The organism is Mahella australiensis 50-1 BON, from assembly GCF_000213255.1.
Lineage (GTDB): Bacteria > Bacillota > Clostridia > Mahellales > Mahellaceae > Mahella > Mahella australiensis.
In genome coordinates this window covers 2,912,080-2,933,865 of record NC_015520.1, presented here as the reverse complement: position 1 = coordinate 2,933,865, position 21,786 = coordinate 2,912,080, and the positions used below count along the sequence as shown (strand labels likewise).

Sequence of the window (21,786 nt, the reverse complement as noted above, 5' to 3'; positions counted from 1 at the left end):
AGGAGGAATTTTAATATGTGGAAAAAATTTTTGGCCATATGCACAGTTATGATTTTAATAGTGGCATTAGTTGCGTGCTCGCAAAGCCAGAATGGGACACAACCGCCGCAAGAAGGGGAAAATAACGAGGGGCAGCAACCGTCGGGGGATACTGGCAATGCAGCAAGTGATGGTCCCTTTGGCAAATATGATCCGGCGATCGAGGTATGGACTGTTTTTCAAAAAACGGATTCGAATTTGTCTCTTGACGAGGGCGAAACCATTGAAAATAACAGATATACTCAAAGGTACGAACAGGATTTGGGCATAAGAATCAAGTATAAATGGACGGCCCCTTCTACGCAGGCAAAAGATAAGATTAACATCATGCTGACATCGGGGGATATACCGGATATGCTCAGCGTTGACAGAGAAACTTTTGAAAAATTATATAGCGCCGATCTTATCGAAGATTTAACGCCATATATCGATAAATATGCGAGCCCATATACGAAAAAATATTTATCGGGAGAATATCAGCATGCACTTGACGTGACGACCAAAGAAGGAAAGGTTTACGGTATACCTAATGGCGTTTCGTATCATGAACATGCGCCCATGCTTTGGATAAGGCTGGATTGGCTCAAAAATGTCGGCATGGATTTACCTAAAACAGGCGATGATCTGCTAAAAATCATGGATGCTTTTGTAAACAATGATCCTGATAAGAACAATAAAAAAGATACCTATGCGATAGGCACATATAAAAGTACCCCGGGAGAATGGATGAATGACGCATTCTGGAATATGTTCAATTCGTATCCGAATATCTGGATTGAAGGCAAGGATGGGAAATTACAGGATGGCAGATTTGGCAACGATTATAAGAGCAATACCAAGAATGCCTTGCTTACGCTTCAAGGATGGTATAAGAAAGGCTATGTCAATCCCGATTTTATGACCATGAATTACGATCAGTATCAAGAGGATGTGTTGAATAACAAGTGCGGGATAGTTTTCGGGGCTGAATGGGACGCTTACGGGCCGCCGCTATTAACACAAGTCCAAGAGGATCCGACCATCGACTGGGCGCCTGTGCCGATAGTATCTTTGGGCCAACAGCCGGCAAAAGCGTCTACCTCGGTATTCAATTGCTGGAATATAAATGTGGTGAGAAAGGGATATGAACATCCCGAAGCGTTGATCAAGATGTGTAATTTATATCATAAATTAAATAATGATCCAGAGACCATGGAATTTGCCAAATATAATACCGATCCTGTGACAAGTGCGGCATATATGGACCTCTATCCGTTGCAGGTATATAATCCCTCATTTAACTATGAGGCGTCTCTTGCAATAGATAAAGCTTTGGAAACCAATGATCCCTCGGGTCTATGCGAGGCATATAAACTATTTTATGACAGAATAAAGGCGTATTTAGATAACCACGATGTAACCGGATGGTGCGATTATCGCTCATATACAAAAGACGGATCGATGGGTGTGTGCGATTATTATTTAAAGAATAAAATGCTTATGTTTAACGAATATACAGCACCGCCTACGCAAACCATGATTGAAAAACTCCCGGTTATAAAAAAGCTATATGACGAAACAGTGGCCAAGGTTGTCATGGGTGAGAATATATCGCTCTTTGACAAGTTTATTGATGACTACAGGAAATTAGGCGGCGAACAAATGGAGACCGAAGTGAATCAGTGGTATGAGAGTAATGGTAAGAAGAGTATAAACCAAGATTTGAATAAATAAAGAATAAATCCTATTATAATCATGGTTTAAGTTCTACTCGGACTTAGACCATGATTATATAAAATTAGATGCCACATGGCGAGATGAATGATATGTTGGAGGAGGGATATCGGATGTTAAAACGTGAAAGATTTAAACGCGAATTGCCCTTATACCTTATGATAATGCCGGCGCTTGTAATATTGCTTATATATTCATATGGGCCTATGTTCGGCTTGGTCATGGCCTTTCAGAAATTTAACCCTGCTTTAGGCTTTTTTAGATCGCCGTGGGTCGGGCTGGATAATTTTAAGTATCTATTTGATTTGCCTGATTTTCCAAGGGTAGTATGGAATACGCTTTATATAGCTTTGATGAAGATAATTGTGGAGACTATAGCGGCTATATTATGCGCTTTATTGCTTAACGAAATCAAAAATAAGTTGTTCAAGAGGACAATTCAGACCGTTATATATTTCCCTTATTTTTTGTCCTGGGTGGTCTTGGGCGGTATTTTGAGGGAGATTTTGGCAAGAGAAGGGCTTGTTAATTATTTCTTGAGCTTTTTAGGCATTGCTTCTAAGAACTGGTTAGGTGATCCCGCTATTTTTCCATGGATTTTGGTATTCAGCGAGACGTGGCAGGTAACGGGATTTAACACGATAGTCTATTTGGCCGCTATACTGAACATAGACCCTACATTATATGAGGCGGCCGCCATAGATGGGGCTGGGAGGATAAAGCAAATCTGGCATATCACGCTGCCGGGTATGAAATCAACGATCATATTGCTTCTCACTTTAAACCTCGGATATATATTGAATGCCGGATTTGAGCAAATATTGGTTTTATATAATCCTGTAGTATATACTACAGGTGATGTTATAGATACGTGGGTATACAGGGCCGGACTACAACAAGCGCAATATTCTTTAGCCACAGCATTCGGCCTTTTTAGATCGGTTGTTAGTTTTGCGGCCGTATCATTATCTTACTATTTGGCTTATAAATATGCGGATTATAAGATTTTTTAGAAGGAGGCCATTGGCATGGTGGATCGTTCTTTAGGAAGAAATATTTTCCGGATTATAAATACGTTGTTTTTTATAATATACGGCATCATTTGTTTAATACCTATTGTGCATACGCTGGCTGTTTCTTTAAGCTCGAGCATGGCTGCAAGGGCCGGCAAAGTTGTTTTATGGCCGGTGGAATTTAATCTGCATTCCTATGAATTCATATTAAAGAATGATAGATTCTGGAAAGCTATGTCCATATCGGGAGAGAGGATGATATTGGGGGTAAGTATAAGCCTTATACTTACGATTTTGGCTGCGTACCCGTTGTCTAAAAGCAAAGATGAATTTAGGGCAAGGGATATACTTGTCTGGTTGTTTTTATTTACTATGATATTCAGCGGAGGTATGATACCCTCTTATATGATAGTTAGGTATACCGGATTGATTGATACAATATGGGCGCTTGTTATTCCTGGTGCCGTACCGGTATTCAATCTTTTGATATTGATAAATTTCTTTAAAGGCATTCCGCGAGAAATGGAAGAAGCTGCCTTTATAGACGGGGCTAGTCATTGGACGATATTATGGAAGATATTTGTGCCCATGTCTTTGCCTGCCATTGCTACGTTGGCCGTTTTTTCCATAGTAGGTCATTGGAATTCGTGGTTTGACGGACTAATATATATGAACAGCGCAGATAATTATCCACTCCAAACATATCTGCAGTCTTTGCTCGTCGAACCGACTAGCAGGGTCATATCGAGATCCGAAGCAATTAGACTGAGATTTATATCGGAAAAAACGGTAAGGAATGCTCAGATTTTTGTAGGTGCTATACCCGTTCTGTTAATCTACCCGTTTTTACAACGGTATTTCGTAGCTGGAATAGTCTTAGGCGGTGTTAAAGAGTAACAAACAGATTTTATAAAATCCTCCAAGCGGATTTAAACAAGCGATCCGCTATTTTTCATAGTGCTGAAGCCTGAGCATATAGGCAGCATTTTGCCGATACGTTGTGTTGCTGCGTAATATTTGCCGAAGCCGATTTCTTGCCCGGCCTCATAGTGGATAAATTCGGCGATTATTTGGTCGCACAGATTCTTGCGTTAGGCATGGACAGGTTTATAAATGTGATAGTCGGTGTGCTGGACTGCTTTTGCCATACGGGAGCATTTGCTCTGCATGCCTGCAAATATGGTGCTAAAAGCGTCGTTGCCGTAGATATATCTGATGAAGCGCTGGCTCAGGCAAAGCGCAATAGAGTATGTATGCGGCAATGCGTTGATATATTACATGAATATCAAATTACCAAAATATGATAAACAGCTAAAATAGCGGAGAGCCGATGAGCTATGATGTTTAAACTCCAATTTTCTGGTATTGGAATCCAGCCATGCTCGTCAAAGAAGAACAGTTCGGTTAGGATAATGCATCCAATAGGATCATTATTACTATTGATCCTATTGCGGCCACGGTATTTGTTAATTTTTTTTTGTAGCTCTTCAAAGGGCAAAACGGTTGAAGCACTCGCCGAGGATTGTCGGTACTACAATTTGTCGCTAAATAATGCTATAATGTCTATGATATATATAATTTCCTTAAACGGCAATAATATAGAAAGGTGTGTAGAATGAAGCATTTAGGCACAAAAGAGTTAGAAACCAATAGACTGAAGTTACGCAGGTTTGAATTGTCCGATGCAGAGGCTATGTTTAAGAACTGGGCCAGTGACTCTGAAGTAACAAAATATTTAACGTGGCCTTCCCATAAGGATGTGAGTGTATCAGAATCCATACTAAAGGAATGGGTCGCGCAATATGAGGATGACGCCTTCTATCAATGGGCAATCGTATTGAAATCAAATGGAAATGAACCAATTGGAAGTATAAGCATCGTGAAGATGGACGAACGCATTAATATGGTTCATGTCGGCTACTGCATTGGGAGGAATTGGTGGCATCAAGGAATAACTTCGGAAGCACTCGGTGCTTTAGTTCGTTTCTTTTTTAAAGAAGTCAAAGTAAATCGCATTGAAGCCAGACATGACCCGAGAAATCCTAATTCAGGAAAAGTCATGAAAAAATGTGGATTAATTTATGAGGGAACTATAAAGCAGGGAGATTGGAATAACCAAGGTATCTGCGATTATTCAATGTACGGACTTGTCGCAGAAGATTACCAATATATTTAAATATGTATCCTTCTTAATATACAGTAAACGGCTTAACCTTATGCAATGATTTACGCAAAGCATCTCGCAAGAGGCGCTTTTTTATGCCTATTTTCAGGAAACGATATCCGTTGGGTATATTGACAGGGCTGTTCCATTCCCGGACAAGCCGCGGACCGTGTCGGTGGCGAGTTCAGCTTCATGTTCGGTGGCACAACCAGCGGCAAGACGGTCAATGAGCGAAGCCGTCGCCAACCTGCCACTCCATGTGTACCGGTACAAGCTGGATGGCGGGAAGGAGTGCGTTATAAGTTGCCCGCTTTACTCCCTACTCCACGACGAGCCAAACCCCGAATGGAAACTGTGATTGATAATATACTATATTTCGTCGTTGTAGTATTTTTTTATCAAATCTTCTAAGTTATTTGCTTTCCATATACGGCTATCGTATTCATGTTCCCATATAAATACACTATCATCTCTCACTCCGTCTTGATGCGTTATTGGATATCCATAATAATCGCCACAACCGTTGCCACCAAAAAACAGCAAACAGTCAAGGGGCATATAACAATCAAGTTTTCGTACAGACAAATTTATTTCCATGATTTGCTCCGTAGAAAAAATGAGCCAATTATCCCCGTTCATTTCGAGAAGCAGTTCCTTTAAATCAGTAGGTAATTTATAACCCAGTGATTTTTCAACATCAAAAATCTGTTTTTGTGTGGCTGGAAGATTTGGTTTAATGTAATCATGTGTACCCGTTAATCCCTTATATAATAAATTCCAAACGCTCATTTGACTATCTCCCAATATTATTCGTTGCGCATTATCTTACTAATACGCATGTCCATGCTACCCTGTAGTTGCCGATTAAAAGATTTCTTTGCCATATAATTCAATTCTATTTTTATAAATGTTGCCACCTGTATGGCAATATTAAAAATAATTATACCTCCTTTAGCAGCATGGTAAGCACGACTATTCCTCTGATAATCCATCAAACAAAATACGCAGATAATCACGTCATCCGTATAAAATCCGGTCAATAAACACATTTGAGCCGTATATATGGTAAAATGCTATGTAATGTCCGCAGATGAGATGTCGATAATCACTTTCAATCCCCGTAATTGATGACAGGAGAGCGCCGACTTCCGGAAAATCCCGCAGTTTCTCGCGCTGCGGCAGGATTTTGCAGCTCATTATGGATATATTCCCAAATTTCATCGAGGTCATTCAAGGCCTCGGGAGAGTAACGCGGCTTATTCATCTTCTTTTTCTTTGAAATGCGCTTTCACTTCTTCGTGCGAAAGCCATCCATTTTCATCCCCGGATTTACGGCCTTTGTTAAGCTCGCCAAACAACTTGATAGTTGCCTGCGTTTTTTCATAGTCGGAAATATCGAGAAGAACATAGCGACCTCTACCGTTCTTCGTTAAAAAAACTGGTTCGCCGACGGCAACGTCACGCAAAACCTTGTTGTGATTGCGCAAATCCGATATAGGTTTAATATTTGGCATATATAGCAGCTCCTTTCCGCTATTATTATTTGCTTATTATTCGTAAAATTCAACGGCATATTTAATTTCAAAAATTTATGTCACTCCAAGGAAAATACTTCGATTCAAAAAGTCACCGTCTACGAGGACAAATTCACTGTAGAATTCAAGTCCAGCGTGACGATAGATGTAGAAGAATAAGGGCGAAACCGAACAAGACACTCGACGGAATTTATATCTGTTACCACAGGCATGATATCAATAATCGTTTTTGCAGCCAACCCTTCTACCGCTGTACTGCCAATATGATAAATTTCCACTATGATATCTTTCAGGATATTCCTTATTTTCTGCGTCTCTACTTCATATTCCGCTTTCCACGAAGGATCATAGGGAACTACTCTGATGAACCGCTGAAAAGTATAAGGGAAAAATACAATGCATAAGCTGATTGTTATGAAACTTGTTCATAAAGAATAACAAACAGGTTTTACAGAACGCTTTTATTCCTCCAAACAGGATTAGACAAGCTGTCCGCTATTTCCCATAGTGTCGCAGCCTTGATAATATTTATAACAAATGCTATACTTGCATTGTATTTCATATGTGTCCTCGCCTTGCTTTTTGTCACAATAGGGAGAGTTATAGAAATTATTGGAGAGGAGTTCAGCATTATATGAGTGAAAAAACAGAAACTGCAGATCGCTTGGCGTCTCCATGGAGGTATGCCATCGGTATGCTTGGAGTTACCATTCCTGGGATGATGTATAGTTCATATGGTACTTTCTTTTACAATGATAAAATCGGATTATCCATGTCCCTTATTGCGCTTGGCACCACGATTTTCGCTATCTGGGACGCGGTCAACGACCCTATGTTCGGCTTTTTATCCGACCGTACCCGTACCAAATGGGGACGACGCCGTCCATGGATTTTGGCTGGCGCGCCTTTATTTGCGATTGCTATGATACTGTTTTTCAGTCCTCCGTCATCATTGAAGAATGGCACGGAATTGGCCGTGTATTTTACCGTGTTTCTTATGTTGACTGAAACCATGAGTACCATAACGACGACCAATTACCATTCATTGTTTCCGGAACTGTTCCGCGATATTAAAAGCCGTACAAGTGCAAATGGCATAAGGCAGGCGCTTCAACTGGTTGGACTGATAATTGGCGTGGCCCTTACTCCAATGCTTGCAGATGCTATCGGCTATTCCACACTTGCCGTTATCCTCGCATTGCTGGGCATGGGACTTCTGGTATTTTCTATAATGGGCTGCAAGGAGGACCCGAATTTCAGTAAGTTAAGGGTTCCCGGCTTAAAAGAATCGTTTGGCGCGGTTGTCGCAAACAGCAATTTTTGGGCTTTCAGCTTCGCGAATTTTTTCTATCAAGGCACATCAGGATTGCTTTTGGCCAGTATTCCGTTCTTTGTAAAATATACGTTGCAGCTTCCTGATAACAATGCGACTTACATGACTGGCACAGTATTCATTATCGCCATTCCGGCTGTTGCTGTATGGAGTTTGGCCGCTCGTAAGATAGGTCCGGTAAAGGCATGGAGAGCTGCTTTGATGTGGTTGGGCTTGTCGTTTATACCGTTTTTATTTGTTAAATCTCTTATACAGGCGATGATCGCCGGAATGCTCATCGGCATAGGCATTGCCGGCGTAACCGCTACCCTCGACCTGGTCATAGCGCGTATTATCGATGAAGATGCCCAAAAAAGTGGCCTTCGCCGAGAGGGTATATATCAATCTACCATTAGCTTTGTCACCAGATTTTCAGGTTTGATTAAAAGCCTCGCATTTTTACTGCTGGCTGTGTGGTTTGGATTCCAGAGTAGTCAAAATCCCGGTTCCAACCCGGCACTGGCTAATAGAATGATGTTTTAAGTATTCCCGCTCGCGCTGATGATGTTATCATATGTTTGTTCATGGTTGGTTCGTTTTAAGGATAATACTATAAAGGAGGAGTCATGATGGACGAGAACAAAGTCAAACAAATGCTTACACCGCCAGATCTGATGGCGAGCAAAAGGGTCCTTTGTGTGCAGCCGCATCCGGATGATAATGAAGTAGGCGCCGGTGCCACTATCGCGAAACTTTCGGAGCAAGGTAGCGAGGTATACTATCTTACGATAACCAGCGGTGACCTCGGCGGTTCGAATATTGAGCCTGAGGAAATAAAAGCTGTTCGCGCTAAGGAAACAGAGGCCGCCGGACGCTATTTGGGGGTAAAAGGATTTTATTCCCTCGGGCTTCCGGATAACATGCCGCAAAGCATAGAGGAAATCGTACCCGGGATAATAGAGGTTATTCGCGATATGAAAGCGGACGCTATCCTGTGCCCTGATCCATGGTTGCCGTATGAGGCCCACGCTGACCATCGCAAGACCGGCTATGCGGTAGCGCAGGCTTTTTTAATGAGCGGAAATGCCAATTATCCACGCGGTAAACAGAACAGCCCATGGGAAGTACCGATTATTGCATTCTATTTTACCGCAAACCCTAATACCATTATCGATACCACTGCGACTATGGAGAAAAAATTTGCGGCTATGGCAATGCATGAAAGCCAATTTGACGAAAATATATTGGAATTATACCGCTATTATTTTACTATGAAAGGCCGGGAATTAGCCCAAGGTAAAGGTTTCGAGGTGGGAGAGGGATTTAAGGTTATGAGCAGGTTGTTCATGCATTGCTTTGTAGACGCCATTCATATATAGAAGAATTGTATCTATATCAGAATGCATCTTTAGCATGGATATTACTCATAATTGATTGGTTTTAATCATAAGCCTTTTGAAGGCCTATGACTTTGGGAAGTTTGAGAAATAAATACAATTTTGGAGGATTAATGGTATGAATGTTGTTATAACAGGCACTAATAAAGGCTTGGGGCTTTGCTTAGTTAAGACGTTTGTCGAGAGAGGGCACCGTGTGCTTGCAGGTGTGTACGAAGGCGATGATAAATCACAACTCGAGGGCTTTGCATCGGCAAATGAAGGTAGGATCGTGATAGTGCCGATGGATGTGTCTGACGAAAGCTCGGTGAATTCCTCTGCGCGGATTGCATGCGATATCTTTGGAAGCATTGATATTCTAATCAATAATGCGGGCATTCTATTGCCTAAAGATAGAGAAGATCTCATTTATAATATTGATGTTAAAGATTTGAAAAAGAGTCTTGAAGTGAATACCATAGGAACTGTTATAATGATGAAAGAATTTTTACCGTTGATGCGCGATGATGGTAAGGGAACGATGATTTTCATCACATCCGAAGCAGGCAGTATATCCAACTCGGGCAGCAGTTTTCCTTCTTACTCCATTTCAAAAGCGGCAGCAAATAAAGCGGTGTTTATCCTACGGGCTACGGTAGGCAAGCGATACAGGATATTTGCTGTGCACCCTGGCAGGATGAATACTGAGATGGGTCGTACAACGGCACAGATCGAACCTGAGGAATCCGCAGACGGCATTTACCGCATTGCTACTGGCATAACTGAAGTAGGAGATATAGGATTTATTAATTATAGGGGTGAGCCCATGACAATATGAATTTAAACAAAGATATTGAAGGGATAAAGCTGTAGGCTTGAACAAGGCGGGTGCTTGTGATAATATATAAAAAACGTTAGGAGGGTCGAATTAAAAACTATGGCATCTGATGTATATTACTGTTCAATGGGATATGATAAACTCGAGGCTAATTCCACACTGCCGGCTAAATTCAGGCGCATGTTGGCCGGTTTGCCGCTGCGCGATATGGTAGGCGGCAAACGCGTGGCTGTCAAAATGCACTTTGGAGGAAATCTTGGTTATACTACAATACATCCACTCTTTGTGCAATTATTGGTAGATGCTCTAAAAAGAGCTGGGGCTATCGTCTTTGTTACCGATATACCGGCAGATGTGCCTGGAGCTAAACGCCGCGGCTATACCGAAGAGGTAATAGGGGCGCCGTTGGTTGCAGCTACGGGACTATTCGATAAGTACTATTACAGTGTGCCTGTCGATTACAAAAGCTTAAAAGAAGTGCAGGTAGCTGGGCATATCAATGATGCCGACGTGCTTATAGATTTTTCGCATGTAAAAGGCCACGGTGCTTGTGCTTACGGTGGAGCCTGCAAGAATATAGCGATGGGCTGCGTAACGGCCAAGACCCGCTCCGATATACATGCGCTGCAGGGTGGCTTCAATTGGGATGAAGAGAAATGCGAACATGACAGGGAATGCATCAAAGCGTGCCGCTATAATGCTAATAGCTTCGATGAGGACGGCAAATATCATATAAATTATGATAACTGCACCTATTGCCAGCATTGTGTAAACGCTTGTCCTACCGGTGCGCTAACGGCGAATATGAGCGCTTTCGATGATTTTCAGGAAGGTATGGCGCTGACCACCGCCACCGTGCTCAATACATTTGAACCAGGCCGGACATTGTTCATAAACGTATTGACCAATATTACATATGTCTGCGATTGCTGGGGATTATCCACGCCGCCACTGGTCCCGGACATAGGTATCATGGCTTCCGATGATATAGTCGCAATAGAGACGGCGTGTTTGGATGCCATAAACAAATACGATCTGTTGCCGAACTCCCTGCCCGCTGGCCGCCAACTGGCCGATGATCCCGAAGGAACAAAGCATCTGTTGGAGAAGGTCCATGGAAAAGATCCGTTTGTACAGGTTAAGGCCTTGGAACGCCATGGCCTTGGTACCATGCAGTATAATATAATAGAGGTAGATTAAACCGGCTTATTTAGGATGCCGGGCTACCAACCGGTATCCTATAGTTTTCAATAAGTTTGTTAAAACTTTAAAGTTGGTATAAGGAAATAGGGTTATTATTCACAGCCCCTTAGAAATCCGGGACGTACGCAGGAAGGATGGATGAACCGGAATCAGCCCTTTTGAGAATTTCACGAAATATTAGGGCTTATACCCCACATGCCGCAACCGGACAGTTTCTGCCCCGCTGTCCGGTTGCGGCATGTCGCGTGCGGAAGCGCGTCACCGCATATACTGAGAAAAAACACGGTGGCCCCAACACCCGCAAACAGTCCTGACGTCTGCTCGGGTATAAGGCAAAAAGCATAGCGGAGCTCCCGAGCTGATAAGAAAAAGGTATCCCTCCTCAGGGATGTCCGGTTTTACTTTCAGCCCGAGAGCATCCTGACATTCACCGGCAAGCAACTATAGCATTCTTTCGAACCCGAATATGCAAAAGGGTTTGGGGAATAAGGCTAATTTCTAGCCTTGTTCCCCATCATTCAGAATTTCTTCCAGTTTGAACAGATCCTCTCTGCAAAGCCGAAGCAGTGCATAGAACTCATTGATTCCGTTCCTGTAACACGTTTCAAGATAGGTTTTAATATTGGCATAGAATGATGCCGCTTTAACATTTTGAAACTGCCCGGATACCTTCATTTTGGTTTTTGCGCCCCGTAGACTACGCTCACTGAGATTATTAGTGAAGGGGATATCAAAGTTCACCACCCATGCAAGGTATTCATTCTTGAAGTCTAATATTCGCAGTATCAGTGTTTTTTCATCCTGGGCATAATACTTCGAGTTGGCCGCCTCATTTTCCCTATATGCATCAAGCATAATGCTGTTGAATTTATCGAAGAACTCTGAAAGTGCTTCTGGACTGAATTTTGACACACCATTGTTTATCAGCTCTTCTCTTTGCCTGTTGGTGTCAGCGAGCAGCCTCGCCAGATCCTCTGCCCATTTGTGTCCAAGCTCGTCCTGGACTTTCTTTAAATCTCTTAGCAGATGCTCATTGCATTCGGCATTCTGGAAGGAATAATCTTCATTGTAGTTTACCTTATTGTGGTCGTGTACCACAGTAGTGGTGGGGGGAAGCAGTTTCAGGATATTGTCCTCATCCAGGCTTTCCTTGTCCTTATGCATGTGTGCCTTGTATAAGGCGAGTTTCTCCGTACCATAGAACCTTAGGCAGCCTCTTTGTGTGTTGATCATAATTACTGTGTCGTCCCAGTAGACCATATCCAGTTTCAATATTTCCTTTCTGACATCCTCGCAGAAATCCCAGGCATTCTGTGAAGCCCTCTACTGCAGTTTGCATAGATACCCCTCTGAAAGCTGCATCTCGCCTCCTGTGAATCCATTTATCATTTTTCGAACCTTGTTCAGGGACACATTCCCCTGATTCATGAACGTCAAGGCTGTTGCTTGAACCTGAATGCCGTACTGGTTTTCTTCCTTCAGATCATCCGGTATCCTCTCATGAAATTCCTTTCCGCATTGATGACAGCGTTTTACCCGGAACCTGTGCCGTATTTTCTCCACGACTATTTTGTAATCAAGGCAGTCCTTTTCTATCACTTCACCCGTATCATCAAGGTCCGTGCATTGGCATTCCGGACATTCTTCAGGGACATGTTCCACATAGGTGTCGACTTCGGAGTCTGCGAATCGTTCTAATTTCTTTTTGGCATGCCCGAACTGCCCGCCGATTTTCTTTCCCATCTTTTCACGGCTGTTAGGGATTACCTTTTCCTTGTTTATCGGCGTGCTGCTTGTAGAAAGCCCGCTGTTCGTCCCATCAATATTCAAAAGAGACTTTAGTCGCTCAACCTCTTTTGTCAGGTCAATTATCAAGACATCTTTTGCGGAATTTTGCTCAGCTAATTCCTGTTTCTGCTTTTCTAATGTCTCATTTTTTCTTGATATCAAGTTGTAGTTGTATTTGAGAGTGCGCAACTCCGAAGCCTGTTTCTCATTCTTCTGGAATAATTGCTCATAATCCCTGTAGAAGGCTTTTTCATAATTCGTACCCAAAATGGTTATCTCCTTTCCTGATCCAGACATTTCAACCTAAATCCCGCAGCCGTTTCTGCAGGTAATCCATTGCGCATCATTGGCAAAGCTTTGCCCGGTAGTCAGTATTCAGCGGGTAAAGGTATATGTCCTTCGCCGGCAGAATGGCTCGATGATGTCCGCCGTCACGCCCACGACCTGTTGTGCTGCCAACACGTATCCAGTTGGCTGCTTTATAGCAGGTCCCTTTGAACCGTCCGGTTTCTATGAACGTTTCAAGTAGGTATATCGGATGACCGTATTTTTGTTCCCAATCTGTACTGATTCGCTTGGTTATGAGCGATAGTATATGACTTGCCAAGTGCGGAACCCTTGCCCATGGGAGTATTAAATATCTGCTATTGTTCGTCATCATGTTAAGGTTATGCTTGCGCTGCTGCATATCCCAACCAATGAATGCGTCACGCTCCTTGCATGCTCATGCGGCGGACCCAAACAGCAGACATGATAAAGCAGCCCCATCACGGCTGTAGACCATATATGCTAAGTGCTCGCCAACGTAGCGGTCAAAACCAAGATAGTGATATTGGTCGATGTATGACTTAAATTGTACAAGTTCATCACTTGACGATACGACCTTAACATACAGTGGACGCAGATCCTTCAAGCTGCCTACTATGGGAGTCTCGTCATGTACCAGGTGTTTTATCCTCATGGGCACACCTGCCTTACGAGAGATGGATTTTGACTTTGGCAGCACAATTTTACCGGCTTTATCTAATGCTCGGAGCATATCCCTGCATGACATGTCCTTTAGCTGACCGTTCTGACTGCGCCAGTCCCACATCACGCATAATATTACCGATAGCTTTGTGCGTCCCATGGTTGGGTTTTCCGCAATCAGCCTTCGGATAACCTCAATCTTTTCATCTGTTATTTCCGGTCTATTATATGTATTCATAATTTCTTTTATTTGGTGTTGTGTCTGCCGCGCTTTTATTCTTTTTATCATTGCGAACTCGTAATGCTATTTAAGAATATCCTATGTGTTATGAATGAAGATTAAATAGGGCTGTGAATAGTAACATGTTTATAGCAACTTTAAAGAAAAATTTTATAAAGCTATTGCATTTATAAAATTTATAATATATAATACTGATATCATACATCAGATATCTGATGTATGATATCAGTATTATTAAAGTGAGAGGTAGGACTTTATTTATCATGCAGGCATTAACTAAACCAGTAAAAACAGGTTCTGTAGTAAAATTAATATTAGATCGTATAAAAGAGGCATTGATTAATAAAGAATTAAAAGCAGGTGACTATTTGCCACCGGAGGCGGAATTGGCTAAAAGTTTAGGAGTGGGTAAAACTAGCGTTAGAGAGGCTATAAAAATGTTAGAGGCCATGGGCGTAGTTGAAGTAAGACAAGGGGATGGAACCTTTATAAAAGAAAAATGTGATGTTAATGGTATAAACTCTTTAATTTTTGCTCTACTTATAGAACAAGGTTCAAATATAGAAATATTTGAATTAAGAGAAATGTTTGAGCCGGCATATATGCTTATGGCTATGAAAAAGGCAACGCCTGAAGATATAGAGCTCATAGGTGATACTATAAAGTTGTTGGAGGACAATATAAGGTTAGGTAGACAACAAGCGGAAGATGATCTGGCTTTTCATTACGCTATATTAAATAGCACGCACAATCCCTTCGTAATCAGTATAGGATCCACTGTATTAGAACTTTTTAAGGCGTCAATAGGAACTTCTATGAAAAGGATACCACAGACAGCCGTAGAGGATCATAAAAAAATATTTAAAGCTTTTTGTGATAAAAACGAAATGGAATTATTCCGTGCCGTTATGGCGAGCTTCGAAGGATGGAAAAGTAGCTTGGAAGAAACAAAATAGTTTTGGATATATCAAAATGTGGTACGTTAATAAGTGTTACGGCTTTTTGAGAACAGATTAATAAAGCGCCGTGTTGTTAGTAACGTCGTCGATCTGTTTCTACTACTATTAGAAGGAGAGGATATATAATGCATATTCAAAATCTGACTATAGGTAAAGCCCAGGAACATAGTCTGACACAAAGAAGAAACAAAGGAATATTATATGAAATATGGCACTATCGTAGCTTAATGTTAATGCTATTACCTACACTTCTTTATTTTGTTATATTTAGATATGGCTCGATTTTTGGTATAGTGATTGCTTTTCAAGATTATAGGCCGATAGCCGGTCAAGGCTTTATAGCTAGTATTATCCAAAGTCCATGGGTAGGGTTTAAACATTTTAGTGACTTTTTTTCCAGCATGAACGGCGTGCAGATAATTATCAATACAGTTTTAATTAGCATTTATAAAATTATATTTGGCTTTCCCGCACCTATAATTCTTGCTTTGCTATTAAATGAAGTTAAGCACCAGCGTTTTAAAAAAACAGTTCAAACTATTTCTTATTTGCCTCATTTTATATCGTGGGTTATTTTAGCCGGTATTTTGAGAATTATCTTTAATCCCGATACGGGTGTAATATTGCCGCTTTTTGAAGCTATGGGTAAGGAACCCATTAATTTGTTGGGTGACCCGAAATATTTTAGGATGATGTTGGTTGTAACTGATATTTGGGTTGAAGTGGGATGGGGCTCAATAATATATCTGGCTGCATTATCTGGTATAGATGCTGAATTATATGAGGCTGCTATTATAGATGGCGCAGGGAAATTACAACAATTATTACATATAACTTTGCCGGGCATTGCGTCAACTATTGTGATAATGTTCATACTCCGAGTCGGAAACATACTTGATGCAGGTTTCGATCAAGTTTTTAATCTTATAAACCCTGCTGTTGCTTCGGTAGGAGAAATTATCGATACCTACGTGTATGAACAAGGCCTTTTACGAATGAATTTTAGCTATAGTACTGCTATAGGCTTGTTTAAGTCATTTATAGGACTATTATTAGTTGTAACCGCTAATTTTATAGCTAAACGCTTAGGCCAAGAAGGCATTTGGTAAAAGGGGGAGCGAATTATGAATAAGAAAGTTAATGGAGAAAAAATATTTGAGATAGTTAACTATAGTATATTAACCATATTATGTGTTATAACTTTATATCCTTTTATACATATCACTGCTATAGCTTTTAGTACTCAGGCTGAAGCGATGAGGCCAGGATTGCATTTATGGCCTAGAGAAATAGATACATCTTCCTTTGAAAAAATATTTAGTTCCGACGATATTTGGAATGCATACTATAATACATTGCATAGGACCATTATCGGTACTGTATTGTCGGTTTTTACCACTGGTATGGGAGCTTACGCATTATCAAAAAAATATTTGCCATTAAGAAAGTTTTTTATGGGAGCTATCTTATTCACAATGTATTTCTCTGGAGGTACTGTTCCCAATTATTTATTAATGCGAGGCTTGGGATTACTTAATAATAGATGGTCCATGATTCTTCCTTCCCTCGTCTGGGGTTTTAATCTTATAATTATGAGAAATTTTTTCCAATCAATACCTGAAAGTATTGAAGAATCTGCACGTATAGATGGTGCGTCAGATTGGCTAATATTTATAAGAATAGTGGTACCTTTGTCAATGCCGGTTATTGCTACTGTTGCATTATGGATGGCTGTATATCATTGGAACGCTTACTTTGATAATTTAATGTATATAAACGATAATAACAAATATGTTTTACAAAGGATGATTAGGAACCTTATTATTGAATCCAATATTTATTATAGTGAGCTGACGGTATTACAAGAAACATCAAATGTTTGGCCTGAATCCCTTAAAAGTGCTACAATCTTAATTTCTACTATTCCAATATTAGTAGTATATCCATTTGCACAAAAATATTTTGTGAAAGGAGTGATGGTAGGTGCTGTAAAAGGTTAATAGATTGCTTAAATGCTGTTTGAGTCAAAAATATTGTTAGAGGAGTGATGCTAAAGTGTAATAATTTGTTTGAAACTACAGGGACGATTATGGTACTTAAAATAGCTGATTATGAGAAATCTAAATAAAAACTAAGAGAGGGGTAACACAATTATGAAAAATTTGCCGCATAAAGTATTAACGTTGGTTGTATGTATTTTATCTTTGGCTTTGATAATGGCAGGGTGCGGTTCCGACACAAGCGCGCCAGCGGGAAGTCAGGATAAGCAGGCACAAGAAAGCGATACTGAAAAAGGTGCTAAAAGTATGGATGAACCCATGGAAATATCCTATATATGTTTCCTGGATTTGGCGGGTCCTGAATCTTATGTGGTAAAAAAACTTCCAGAATTGCTTATAAAAAAGGGATTTAATGTAAAGTTTAAGATGATACCTATGGGAACTCATGAGGGTACAGATTGGACTAACAAATTTAATATGCTTGTTGCTTCTGGCGAGTCACCTTCAGATGTTATTCAACTTTCATCTTTAAGCCCTGAAGCTGTTAAAGCGGGTTGGTTTGCTGAGTTAAATATGGATCTGCTTAAAAAAGCCCTTCCTAAGTATGTCCCAGAGGTTGATAGGGTATATCCTGCCATGTGGGCATGGGGCCAGGATGTCGAAACAGGCAAACTCTATGGCATACCTTCGTTCAATATGTTTGGACCGAATAGGCACACATTTGTATACAGAGGAGATTGGCTAGAGAAATTCGATATGGATCCTCCTAAAACATTGGAGGAGTTCGAATCGTGGTTAAAAGCAGTCAGAGAGAAAGATCCTAACGGAAACGGACAAAAGGATGAGTTTGGCTATACAGCAGGGACAGATCAACCAGGTGTTGGCTTTTCCGAAGTTTTTGCAGCTTATGGGATAATGCCCGGGCAATGGATGCTTAAAGATGGTCAAGTAGTAAGGGGCGAAGTACAGCCGGAAGTAAGAGAAGCCCTTCAATTACTTGGGAAATGGTATAATGAAGGCCTCTTACCCAAAGGTATATTAACTACAGCTAAAGCCGAAGCTGATTTTTATGCCGGAACTATAGGAACGCTAGGCACAGCCAAAGGTTATGCACCTGCCTTAGTACCTACAGGTATGATTCATGTAAATATATCGAAACTTCCTGGTGCTAAAATAACAGCAGTGCCCGGGCCTAAGGGTCCCGATGGTAAATACGGGACATGGGAATGGGGCCCGAGAAAATATGTTTTATGCTTTGGCAAACATCTTGAAAAAGATCAAGCCAAATTAGAAACGATACTGCGAATGTTTGAAACAATAGCCACGGACAAAGAGCTTTTTGAATTGGCTATGTTGGGTGAAAGAGGAGTGCACTGGGACTTTATTGATAAAACGGCAAATAAAGGTGGCACAACGTTCCTTGAACCTTATACTGAATTTAATAAAAGATTAGACGAAGTTGGTGTTAGAGAGATGTCTGAAAGTGCTTTATGCCCCATATGGGTAGAAGATATATATAAAGACTATCTTGATCCTAAAGCTGTGGAGTATGCTTCTCAAAATCCAGGTATGTGGGATGTATTAATGGGAATAAATACTCCTGCTATGCAGAAATATAGTAATGACTTAATGACCCTTACTAAATCAGTATACTTAGATATAATAACAGGGAAAAAGTCTATAGATGCTTTTGATGAGTATACGAAAACGTGGTTTGCCAATGGCGGCGATATTATGACAAAAGAGGCAAATGACTTTTATAACAGGAGTTTCAAACCATATTTAAGCAAATAATTTAATGCATAAAAGCCCATAAGTTTATTTAATAAAAAAATAATAGCTTGAATAGCTTGTGGGCTTGAAAAAATTATTATCTGGAGAGGATGTATAAAGATTATGGTAAAGGCATATGTTGACTTTCAAAAAAAACTTCAGCAATGGGATGGATTCGGGGTGAATTATGTTGAAACGGCGCAAACGCCTGATTATACTGTTGACCCTCAGGATTACGGCGGATTTAGTTTGTTAACAGATGAAGATCGTAAAAATATATTAAACTTGATATTTAGTGAAGAAGGGTTAAAGCCGTGCATTATCAAAATGTTTTTAGATCCGTTTCATCAGCCGACTATACCACCTCAAGAATACAGTAAGAGCTTAGATGATGTAGATCTTTCTTTATATGAACATACTGAAACGACGCGATGGATGCGCTATTTTGCCAAAGAAGGCCTTAAAATAACACGACAGCGAAACGCGGACTTAGATATAATAACGACATTGTATGGTCCGCCTGCATGGATGACTAAACAAAAGATATTAAGGGGACGCGACCTCGATCCTTCTCATAGAATAAATTGTGCTAAATATATGGTGTCTTGGGCTAGGTATTTGCGAGATATAGAAAATCTTCCAGTAAAGTATATATCCTTACATAATGAGGGCGAGGATTATCATAGATGGCCTTATGACGGTAGTGGTTCAAATCTTGGCACCGGCCATGATTACAATATGTACTGGCCTGCTGAACAAGTTGTCGATTTTATTAAATTAGTAAGAGATATTTTGAATAAGCAAGGCATGAATGATATGGGAGTGGCGCCTGGCGAGACTACAAATTGGTATCGCTTTAGTGACTGGGGATATGCTTATGCCATAGCTGATGATCGGGATGCTGTTGATAAGCTTGGTATTATTACCTCACATGGTTTTTTTAATCCGAATTATGGTAATTTTTATGGTGATCATAGAAGCCTGGGCAACGACATAATACGAGAGAAAAAACCTAGCCTACACAGCTGGGTTACATCTACAAGCTGGTCTAAAATGGATGCTAAGTTCGTAAATGAGATAAGGGATAATATTTATTGTGCTAAAACAAATGCTATTATCCCGTGGGCGTGCATACAAAGGCCGGTTAAATGGTTGGGAGGAGATCCTAATCCGGGTACGGCATTTAAGGTTTATGAAGATGGTACTTATTCAGTTGAACCAGGTTATTATTTTTACAAACAAGTTTGCAGAGCCGGCCAGCAGGGCATGGCTGTAGCTGCTGTTTCGGCCACTGATTCTACAATAGGACTGATAGGATTTTCGGCGAATAATACTGATAACCCTAATGCTTTAGTAGTTATAAATATAAGTGAAGAACAAAAGGCAATTGATATAGGAATTAATGGAAACCATAATAATATATTTTTTGCATATCGTACATCATGCGAAGAAAAATATCAGTATATAGGATCCATTAATGTAGAGGATAATATACTAAAATATTGCGCACCTCCGCAGTCTGTCACCACATTTTATGAAGGGGAAGATTGTAAATGATAATAGATGCAGATGTACATATATCGCCAGTCTCAGAGGGCAACAATAGTATAAATGTGGAAGAACTTATAAAGAGGATGGATAAAGCAGATGTCGATAAAGCGATAACTTGGCTTCAACCACCGTATATGAGAGAGATAAAAGAGGCCAATAAATATATTTATGAATCATCTGTTAGATTTCCTGACAGGATATTAGGCTTTGGCTGGGTAGATCCACACTTTGGGTTGGAAGAATCCAAAAATATTATAAAGAGATGTATATACGAATATAATTTCTATGGCATAAAGCTTAACGGTGCACAAAATAGTTTCTTTATAGATGATCCCGAATTAGCTTTACCGCTCATAGAAGAAATCGCTAAGACAGGAAGAATACTAGCTCTTCATGTGGGGGCAGATGATTATGAACGAACTCATCCATTTCGAGTAGGTAAAATAGCAAAAATGTTTCCGGAAGTTAATATCCTAATGGTTCATATGGGCGGAGCATCGTTTGCTGATTTAAGTCATGCCGCAATAGAAGTGGCGCAGGAATGTCAAAATATAACGCTCATAGGTAGCGCTATAAGAACGATACCTATAATCAGAGCAATAAGAACTTTAGGTACTAGACGAGTGTGCTTTGGAAGTGATACGCCCTTTGAACTTATGCATGTAGAAGTAGCGAGGTATAATGCTTTATTAAATGGAGAAGTATCAGAAGATGGCAAAAAGGATATTATGGGTGGTAATATAGCACGTCTTTTTAAACTTAAGGCTTTGTAAAATTTTGTATATAGCTGAATAATAAAGTTCCTTTATTTAATACTATACCAAGCTCTATGACACTACTTTCGATAGCCTGTTCTGTTTCCAGCACTTTGATTTCTGTGATATTGGAACCGTGGGGAAGACCAGCTACAGTAGTAACTAATACATTACTGCCTCCTAGTACTTCTTTTGAAATTTCTACAGCTGCTTGCTTTACACATACGGTGGCAACATCAGGGCGTATGTAATTTTATTGATACATAATATTCCAGAAGCAACACGCTACGCAATGTCATGAAGCCATCGCAGTCTGAAGAACGTTTCTTGTACGCTTAGCTGCTCGCTCCACTCGAGCAGGCTAACGGCCGCAATTCGCCTCCATGCTCAAGCGGCCTGCCTTCGGCCTCCATGCCTCCGGCCACGCCTGTTCTTCGTTTCACTTGCAGAGCGTACAGCGAAACGTTCTAAGGCCTGCTCCTGGCTTATGCCGTTGCTTACGCGGTGCATCCTGCATTATATTTACCATAATTTGCTTCAGAAAAATTACATGCGCC

At 40.6% G+C, this 21,786-nt stretch carries 19 protein-coding genes and 4 pseudogenes; 16 read left to right on the top strand and 7 right to left on the bottom strand.

What is annotated here, in order from left to right:
* Positions 1-15 precede the first annotated feature (15 nt).
* From MAHAU_RS15220 to MAHAU_RS16250, 6 genes and pseudogenes are all read left to right on the top strand, one after another.
* Positions 16-1,752, top strand: coding sequence for an extracellular solute-binding protein (locus MAHAU_RS15220; RefSeq protein ID WP_013782318.1), 1,737 nt, complete (start codon positions 16-18; stop codon positions 1,750-1,752).
* A 113-nt stretch (positions 1,753-1,865) separates the two neighbouring features.
* Entirely contained in the window at positions 1,866-2,765 is a 900-nt protein-coding gene (locus tag MAHAU_RS13705; protein ID WP_013782317.1) for an ABC transporter permease, read from the top strand.
* 15 nt (positions 2,766-2,780) lie between these two features.
* Positions 2,781-3,662, top strand: a complete 882-nt coding sequence (locus MAHAU_RS13700; protein ID WP_013782316.1) for a carbohydrate ABC transporter permease — start codon at positions 2,781-2,783, stop codon at positions 3,660-3,662.
* A gap of 77 nt (positions 3,663-3,739) precedes the next feature.
* A pseudogene (locus MAHAU_RS13695) lies at positions 3,740-4,009 on the top strand (hypothetical protein); the annotation flags it as partial.
* A 371-nt stretch (positions 4,010-4,380) separates the two neighbouring features.
* Positions 4,381-4,941 carry a GNAT family N-acetyltransferase gene (locus MAHAU_RS13690; RefSeq protein ID WP_013782315.1) on the top strand — a complete coding sequence of 187 codons (561 nt, stop codon included), beginning with the start codon at positions 4,381-4,383 and terminating at the stop codon, positions 4,939-4,941.
* 110 nt (positions 4,942-5,051) lie between these two features.
* Positions 5,052-5,275 (top strand): annotated as a pseudogene (locus MAHAU_RS16250) (phage portal protein); the annotation flags it as partial.
* Between the two features lie 23 nt (positions 5,276-5,298).
* Here MAHAU_RS16250 and MAHAU_RS13685 read toward each other — a convergent pair.
* The 3 genes from MAHAU_RS13685 to MAHAU_RS15460 form a co-directional block, all read right to left on the bottom strand.
* Positions 5,299-5,718, bottom strand: coding sequence for an SMI1/KNR4 family protein (locus tag MAHAU_RS13685; protein WP_013782314.1), 420 nt, complete (start codon positions 5,716-5,718; stop codon positions 5,299-5,301).
* Positions 5,719-6,185: 467 nt separating this feature from the next.
* A complete protein-coding gene (locus MAHAU_RS13675; RefSeq protein ID WP_041644169.1) occupies positions 6,186-6,443 on the bottom strand; it encodes a type II toxin-antitoxin system prevent-host-death family antitoxin in 258 nt (85 codons plus the stop codon).
* A gap of 119 nt (positions 6,444-6,562) precedes the next feature.
* Positions 6,563-6,829, bottom strand: a complete 267-nt coding sequence (locus tag MAHAU_RS15460) for a GrpB family protein (RefSeq protein ID WP_281004407.1) — start codon at positions 6,827-6,829, stop codon at positions 6,563-6,565.
* Positions 6,830-7,098: 269 nt separating this feature from the next.
* Between MAHAU_RS15460 and MAHAU_RS13670 the strand changes: the two genes are divergently transcribed.
* The 4 genes from MAHAU_RS13670 to MAHAU_RS13655 all read left to right on the top strand — a co-directional run bounded on the left by MAHAU_RS13670 (position 7,099) and on the right by MAHAU_RS13655 (position 11,190).
* Entirely contained in the window at positions 7,099-8,319 is a 1,221-nt protein-coding gene (locus MAHAU_RS13670) for an MFS transporter (protein ID WP_013782312.1), read from the top strand.
* An 83-nt stretch (positions 8,320-8,402) separates the two neighbouring features.
* Positions 8,403-9,155 carry a PIG-L deacetylase family protein gene (locus MAHAU_RS13665; protein WP_216086245.1) on the top strand — a complete coding sequence of 251 codons (753 nt, stop codon included), beginning with the start codon at positions 8,403-8,405 and terminating at the stop codon, positions 9,153-9,155.
* Between the two features lie 136 nt (positions 9,156-9,291).
* Positions 9,292-9,990, top strand: a complete 699-nt coding sequence (locus MAHAU_RS13660; protein WP_013782310.1) for an SDR family NAD(P)-dependent oxidoreductase — start codon at positions 9,292-9,294, stop codon at positions 9,988-9,990.
* Between the two features lie 99 nt (positions 9,991-10,089).
* On the top strand, positions 10,090-11,190 hold the full coding sequence (locus tag MAHAU_RS13655; RefSeq protein WP_013782309.1) for a DUF362 domain-containing protein: 1,101 nt from the start codon (positions 10,090-10,092) through the stop codon (positions 11,188-11,190).
* Positions 11,191-11,691: 501 nt separating this feature from the next.
* Here the strand turns inward: MAHAU_RS13655 and MAHAU_RS13650 are convergent.
* The 4 genes and pseudogenes from MAHAU_RS13650 to MAHAU_RS16090 all read right to left on the bottom strand — a co-directional run.
* A pseudogene (locus tag MAHAU_RS13650) lies at positions 11,692-12,480 on the bottom strand (IS66 family transposase); the annotation flags it as partial.
* Between the two features lie 36 nt (positions 12,481-12,516).
* The gene (locus MAHAU_RS13645; RefSeq protein WP_041644167.1) at positions 12,517-13,248 is read right to left on the bottom strand and encodes a hypothetical protein; all 732 of its coding nucleotides are present in this window, start codon (positions 13,246-13,248) and stop codon (positions 12,517-12,519) included.
* A gap of 76 nt (positions 13,249-13,324) precedes the next feature.
* Positions 13,325-13,687 (bottom strand): annotated as a pseudogene (locus MAHAU_RS16095) (Druantia anti-phage system protein DruA); the annotation flags it as partial.
* Between the two features lie 18 nt (positions 13,688-13,705).
* On the bottom strand, positions 13,706-14,239 hold the full coding sequence (locus MAHAU_RS16090; protein WP_049783371.1) for a Druantia anti-phage system protein DruA: 534 nt from the start codon (positions 14,237-14,239) through the stop codon (positions 13,706-13,708).
* Positions 14,240-14,454: 215 nt separating this feature from the next.
* Here MAHAU_RS16090 and MAHAU_RS13635 point away from each other — a divergent pair, with 215 nt between their 5' ends.
* The 6 genes from MAHAU_RS13635 (at position 14,455) to MAHAU_RS13610 (ending at position 21,247) form a co-directional block, all read left to right on the top strand.
* Positions 14,455-15,147 carry a FadR/GntR family transcriptional regulator gene (locus tag MAHAU_RS13635; protein ID WP_013782308.1) on the top strand — a complete coding sequence of 231 codons (693 nt, stop codon included), beginning with the start codon at positions 14,455-14,457 and terminating at the stop codon, positions 15,145-15,147.
* A 128-nt stretch (positions 15,148-15,275) separates the two neighbouring features.
* On the top strand, positions 15,276-16,259 hold the full coding sequence (locus MAHAU_RS13630; RefSeq protein WP_013782307.1) for an ABC transporter permease: 984 nt from the start codon (positions 15,276-15,278) through the stop codon (positions 16,257-16,259).
* A gap of 15 nt (positions 16,260-16,274) precedes the next feature.
* Complete coding sequence (locus tag MAHAU_RS13625) at positions 16,275-17,150, top strand: carbohydrate ABC transporter permease (protein WP_013782306.1); 876 nt, start codon at positions 16,275-16,277, stop codon at positions 17,148-17,150.
* A 153-nt stretch (positions 17,151-17,303) separates the two neighbouring features.
* A complete protein-coding gene (locus MAHAU_RS13620; RefSeq protein ID WP_013782305.1) occupies positions 17,304-18,944 on the top strand; it encodes an extracellular solute-binding protein in 1,641 nt (546 codons plus the stop codon).
* A 102-nt stretch (positions 18,945-19,046) separates the two neighbouring features.
* Entirely contained in the window at positions 19,047-20,480 is a 1,434-nt protein-coding gene (locus MAHAU_RS13615; RefSeq protein ID WP_013782304.1) for a glycoside hydrolase, read from the top strand.
* Positions 20,477-21,247: an amidohydrolase family protein gene (locus MAHAU_RS13610; RefSeq protein WP_013782303.1), complete on the top strand. Its 771-nt coding sequence runs from the start codon at positions 20,477-20,479 to the stop codon at positions 21,245-21,247. Before MAHAU_RS13615 ends, MAHAU_RS13610 begins: the two co-directional genes overlap by 4 nt.
* Positions 21,248-21,786: the final 539 nt, after the last annotated feature.

Coding starts and splice junctions, on each gene's coding strand:
- MAHAU_RS15220 (WP_013782318.1), top strand. CDS start 16: ATGTGGAAAAAATTTTTGGCCATATGCACAGTTATGATTTTAATAGTG.
- MAHAU_RS13705 (WP_013782317.1), top strand. CDS start 1,866: ATGTTAAAACGTGAAAGATTTAAACGCGAATTGCCCTTATACCTTATG.
- MAHAU_RS13700 (WP_013782316.1), top strand. CDS start 2,781: ATGGTGGATCGTTCTTTAGGAAGAAATATTTTCCGGATTATAAATACG.
- MAHAU_RS13690 (WP_013782315.1), top strand. CDS start 4,381: ATGAAGCATTTAGGCACAAAAGAGTTAGAAACCAATAGACTGAAGTTA.
- MAHAU_RS13685 (WP_013782314.1), bottom strand. CDS start 5,718: ATGAGCGTTTGGAATTTATTATATAAGGGATTAACGGGTACACATGAT.
- MAHAU_RS13675 (WP_041644169.1), bottom strand. CDS start 6,443: ATGCCAAATATTAAACCTATATCGGATTTGCGCAATCACAACAAGGTT.
- MAHAU_RS13670 (WP_013782312.1), top strand. CDS start 7,099: ATGAGTGAAAAAACAGAAACTGCAGATCGCTTGGCGTCTCCATGGAGG.
- MAHAU_RS13665 (WP_216086245.1), top strand. CDS start 8,403: ATGATGGACGAGAACAAAGTCAAACAAATGCTTACACCGCCAGATCTG.
- MAHAU_RS13660 (WP_013782310.1), top strand. CDS start 9,292: ATGAATGTTGTTATAACAGGCACTAATAAAGGCTTGGGGCTTTGCTTA.
- MAHAU_RS13655 (WP_013782309.1), top strand. CDS start 10,090: ATGGCATCTGATGTATATTACTGTTCAATGGGATATGATAAACTCGAG.
- MAHAU_RS16090 (WP_049783371.1), bottom strand. CDS start 14,239: ATGATAAAAAGAATAAAAGCGCGGCAGACACAACACCAAATAAAAGAA.
- MAHAU_RS13635 (WP_013782308.1), top strand. CDS start 14,455: ATGCAGGCATTAACTAAACCAGTAAAAACAGGTTCTGTAGTAAAATTA.
- MAHAU_RS13630 (WP_013782307.1), top strand. CDS start 15,276: ATGCATATTCAAAATCTGACTATAGGTAAAGCCCAGGAACATAGTCTG.
- MAHAU_RS13625 (WP_013782306.1), top strand. CDS start 16,275: ATGAATAAGAAAGTTAATGGAGAAAAAATATTTGAGATAGTTAACTAT.
- MAHAU_RS13620 (WP_013782305.1), top strand. CDS start 17,304: ATGAAAAATTTGCCGCATAAAGTATTAACGTTGGTTGTATGTATTTTA.
- MAHAU_RS13615 (WP_013782304.1), top strand. CDS start 19,047: ATGGTAAAGGCATATGTTGACTTTCAAAAAAAACTTCAGCAATGGGAT.
- MAHAU_RS13610 (WP_013782303.1), top strand. CDS start 20,477: ATGATAATAGATGCAGATGTACATATATCGCCAGTCTCAGAGGGCAAC.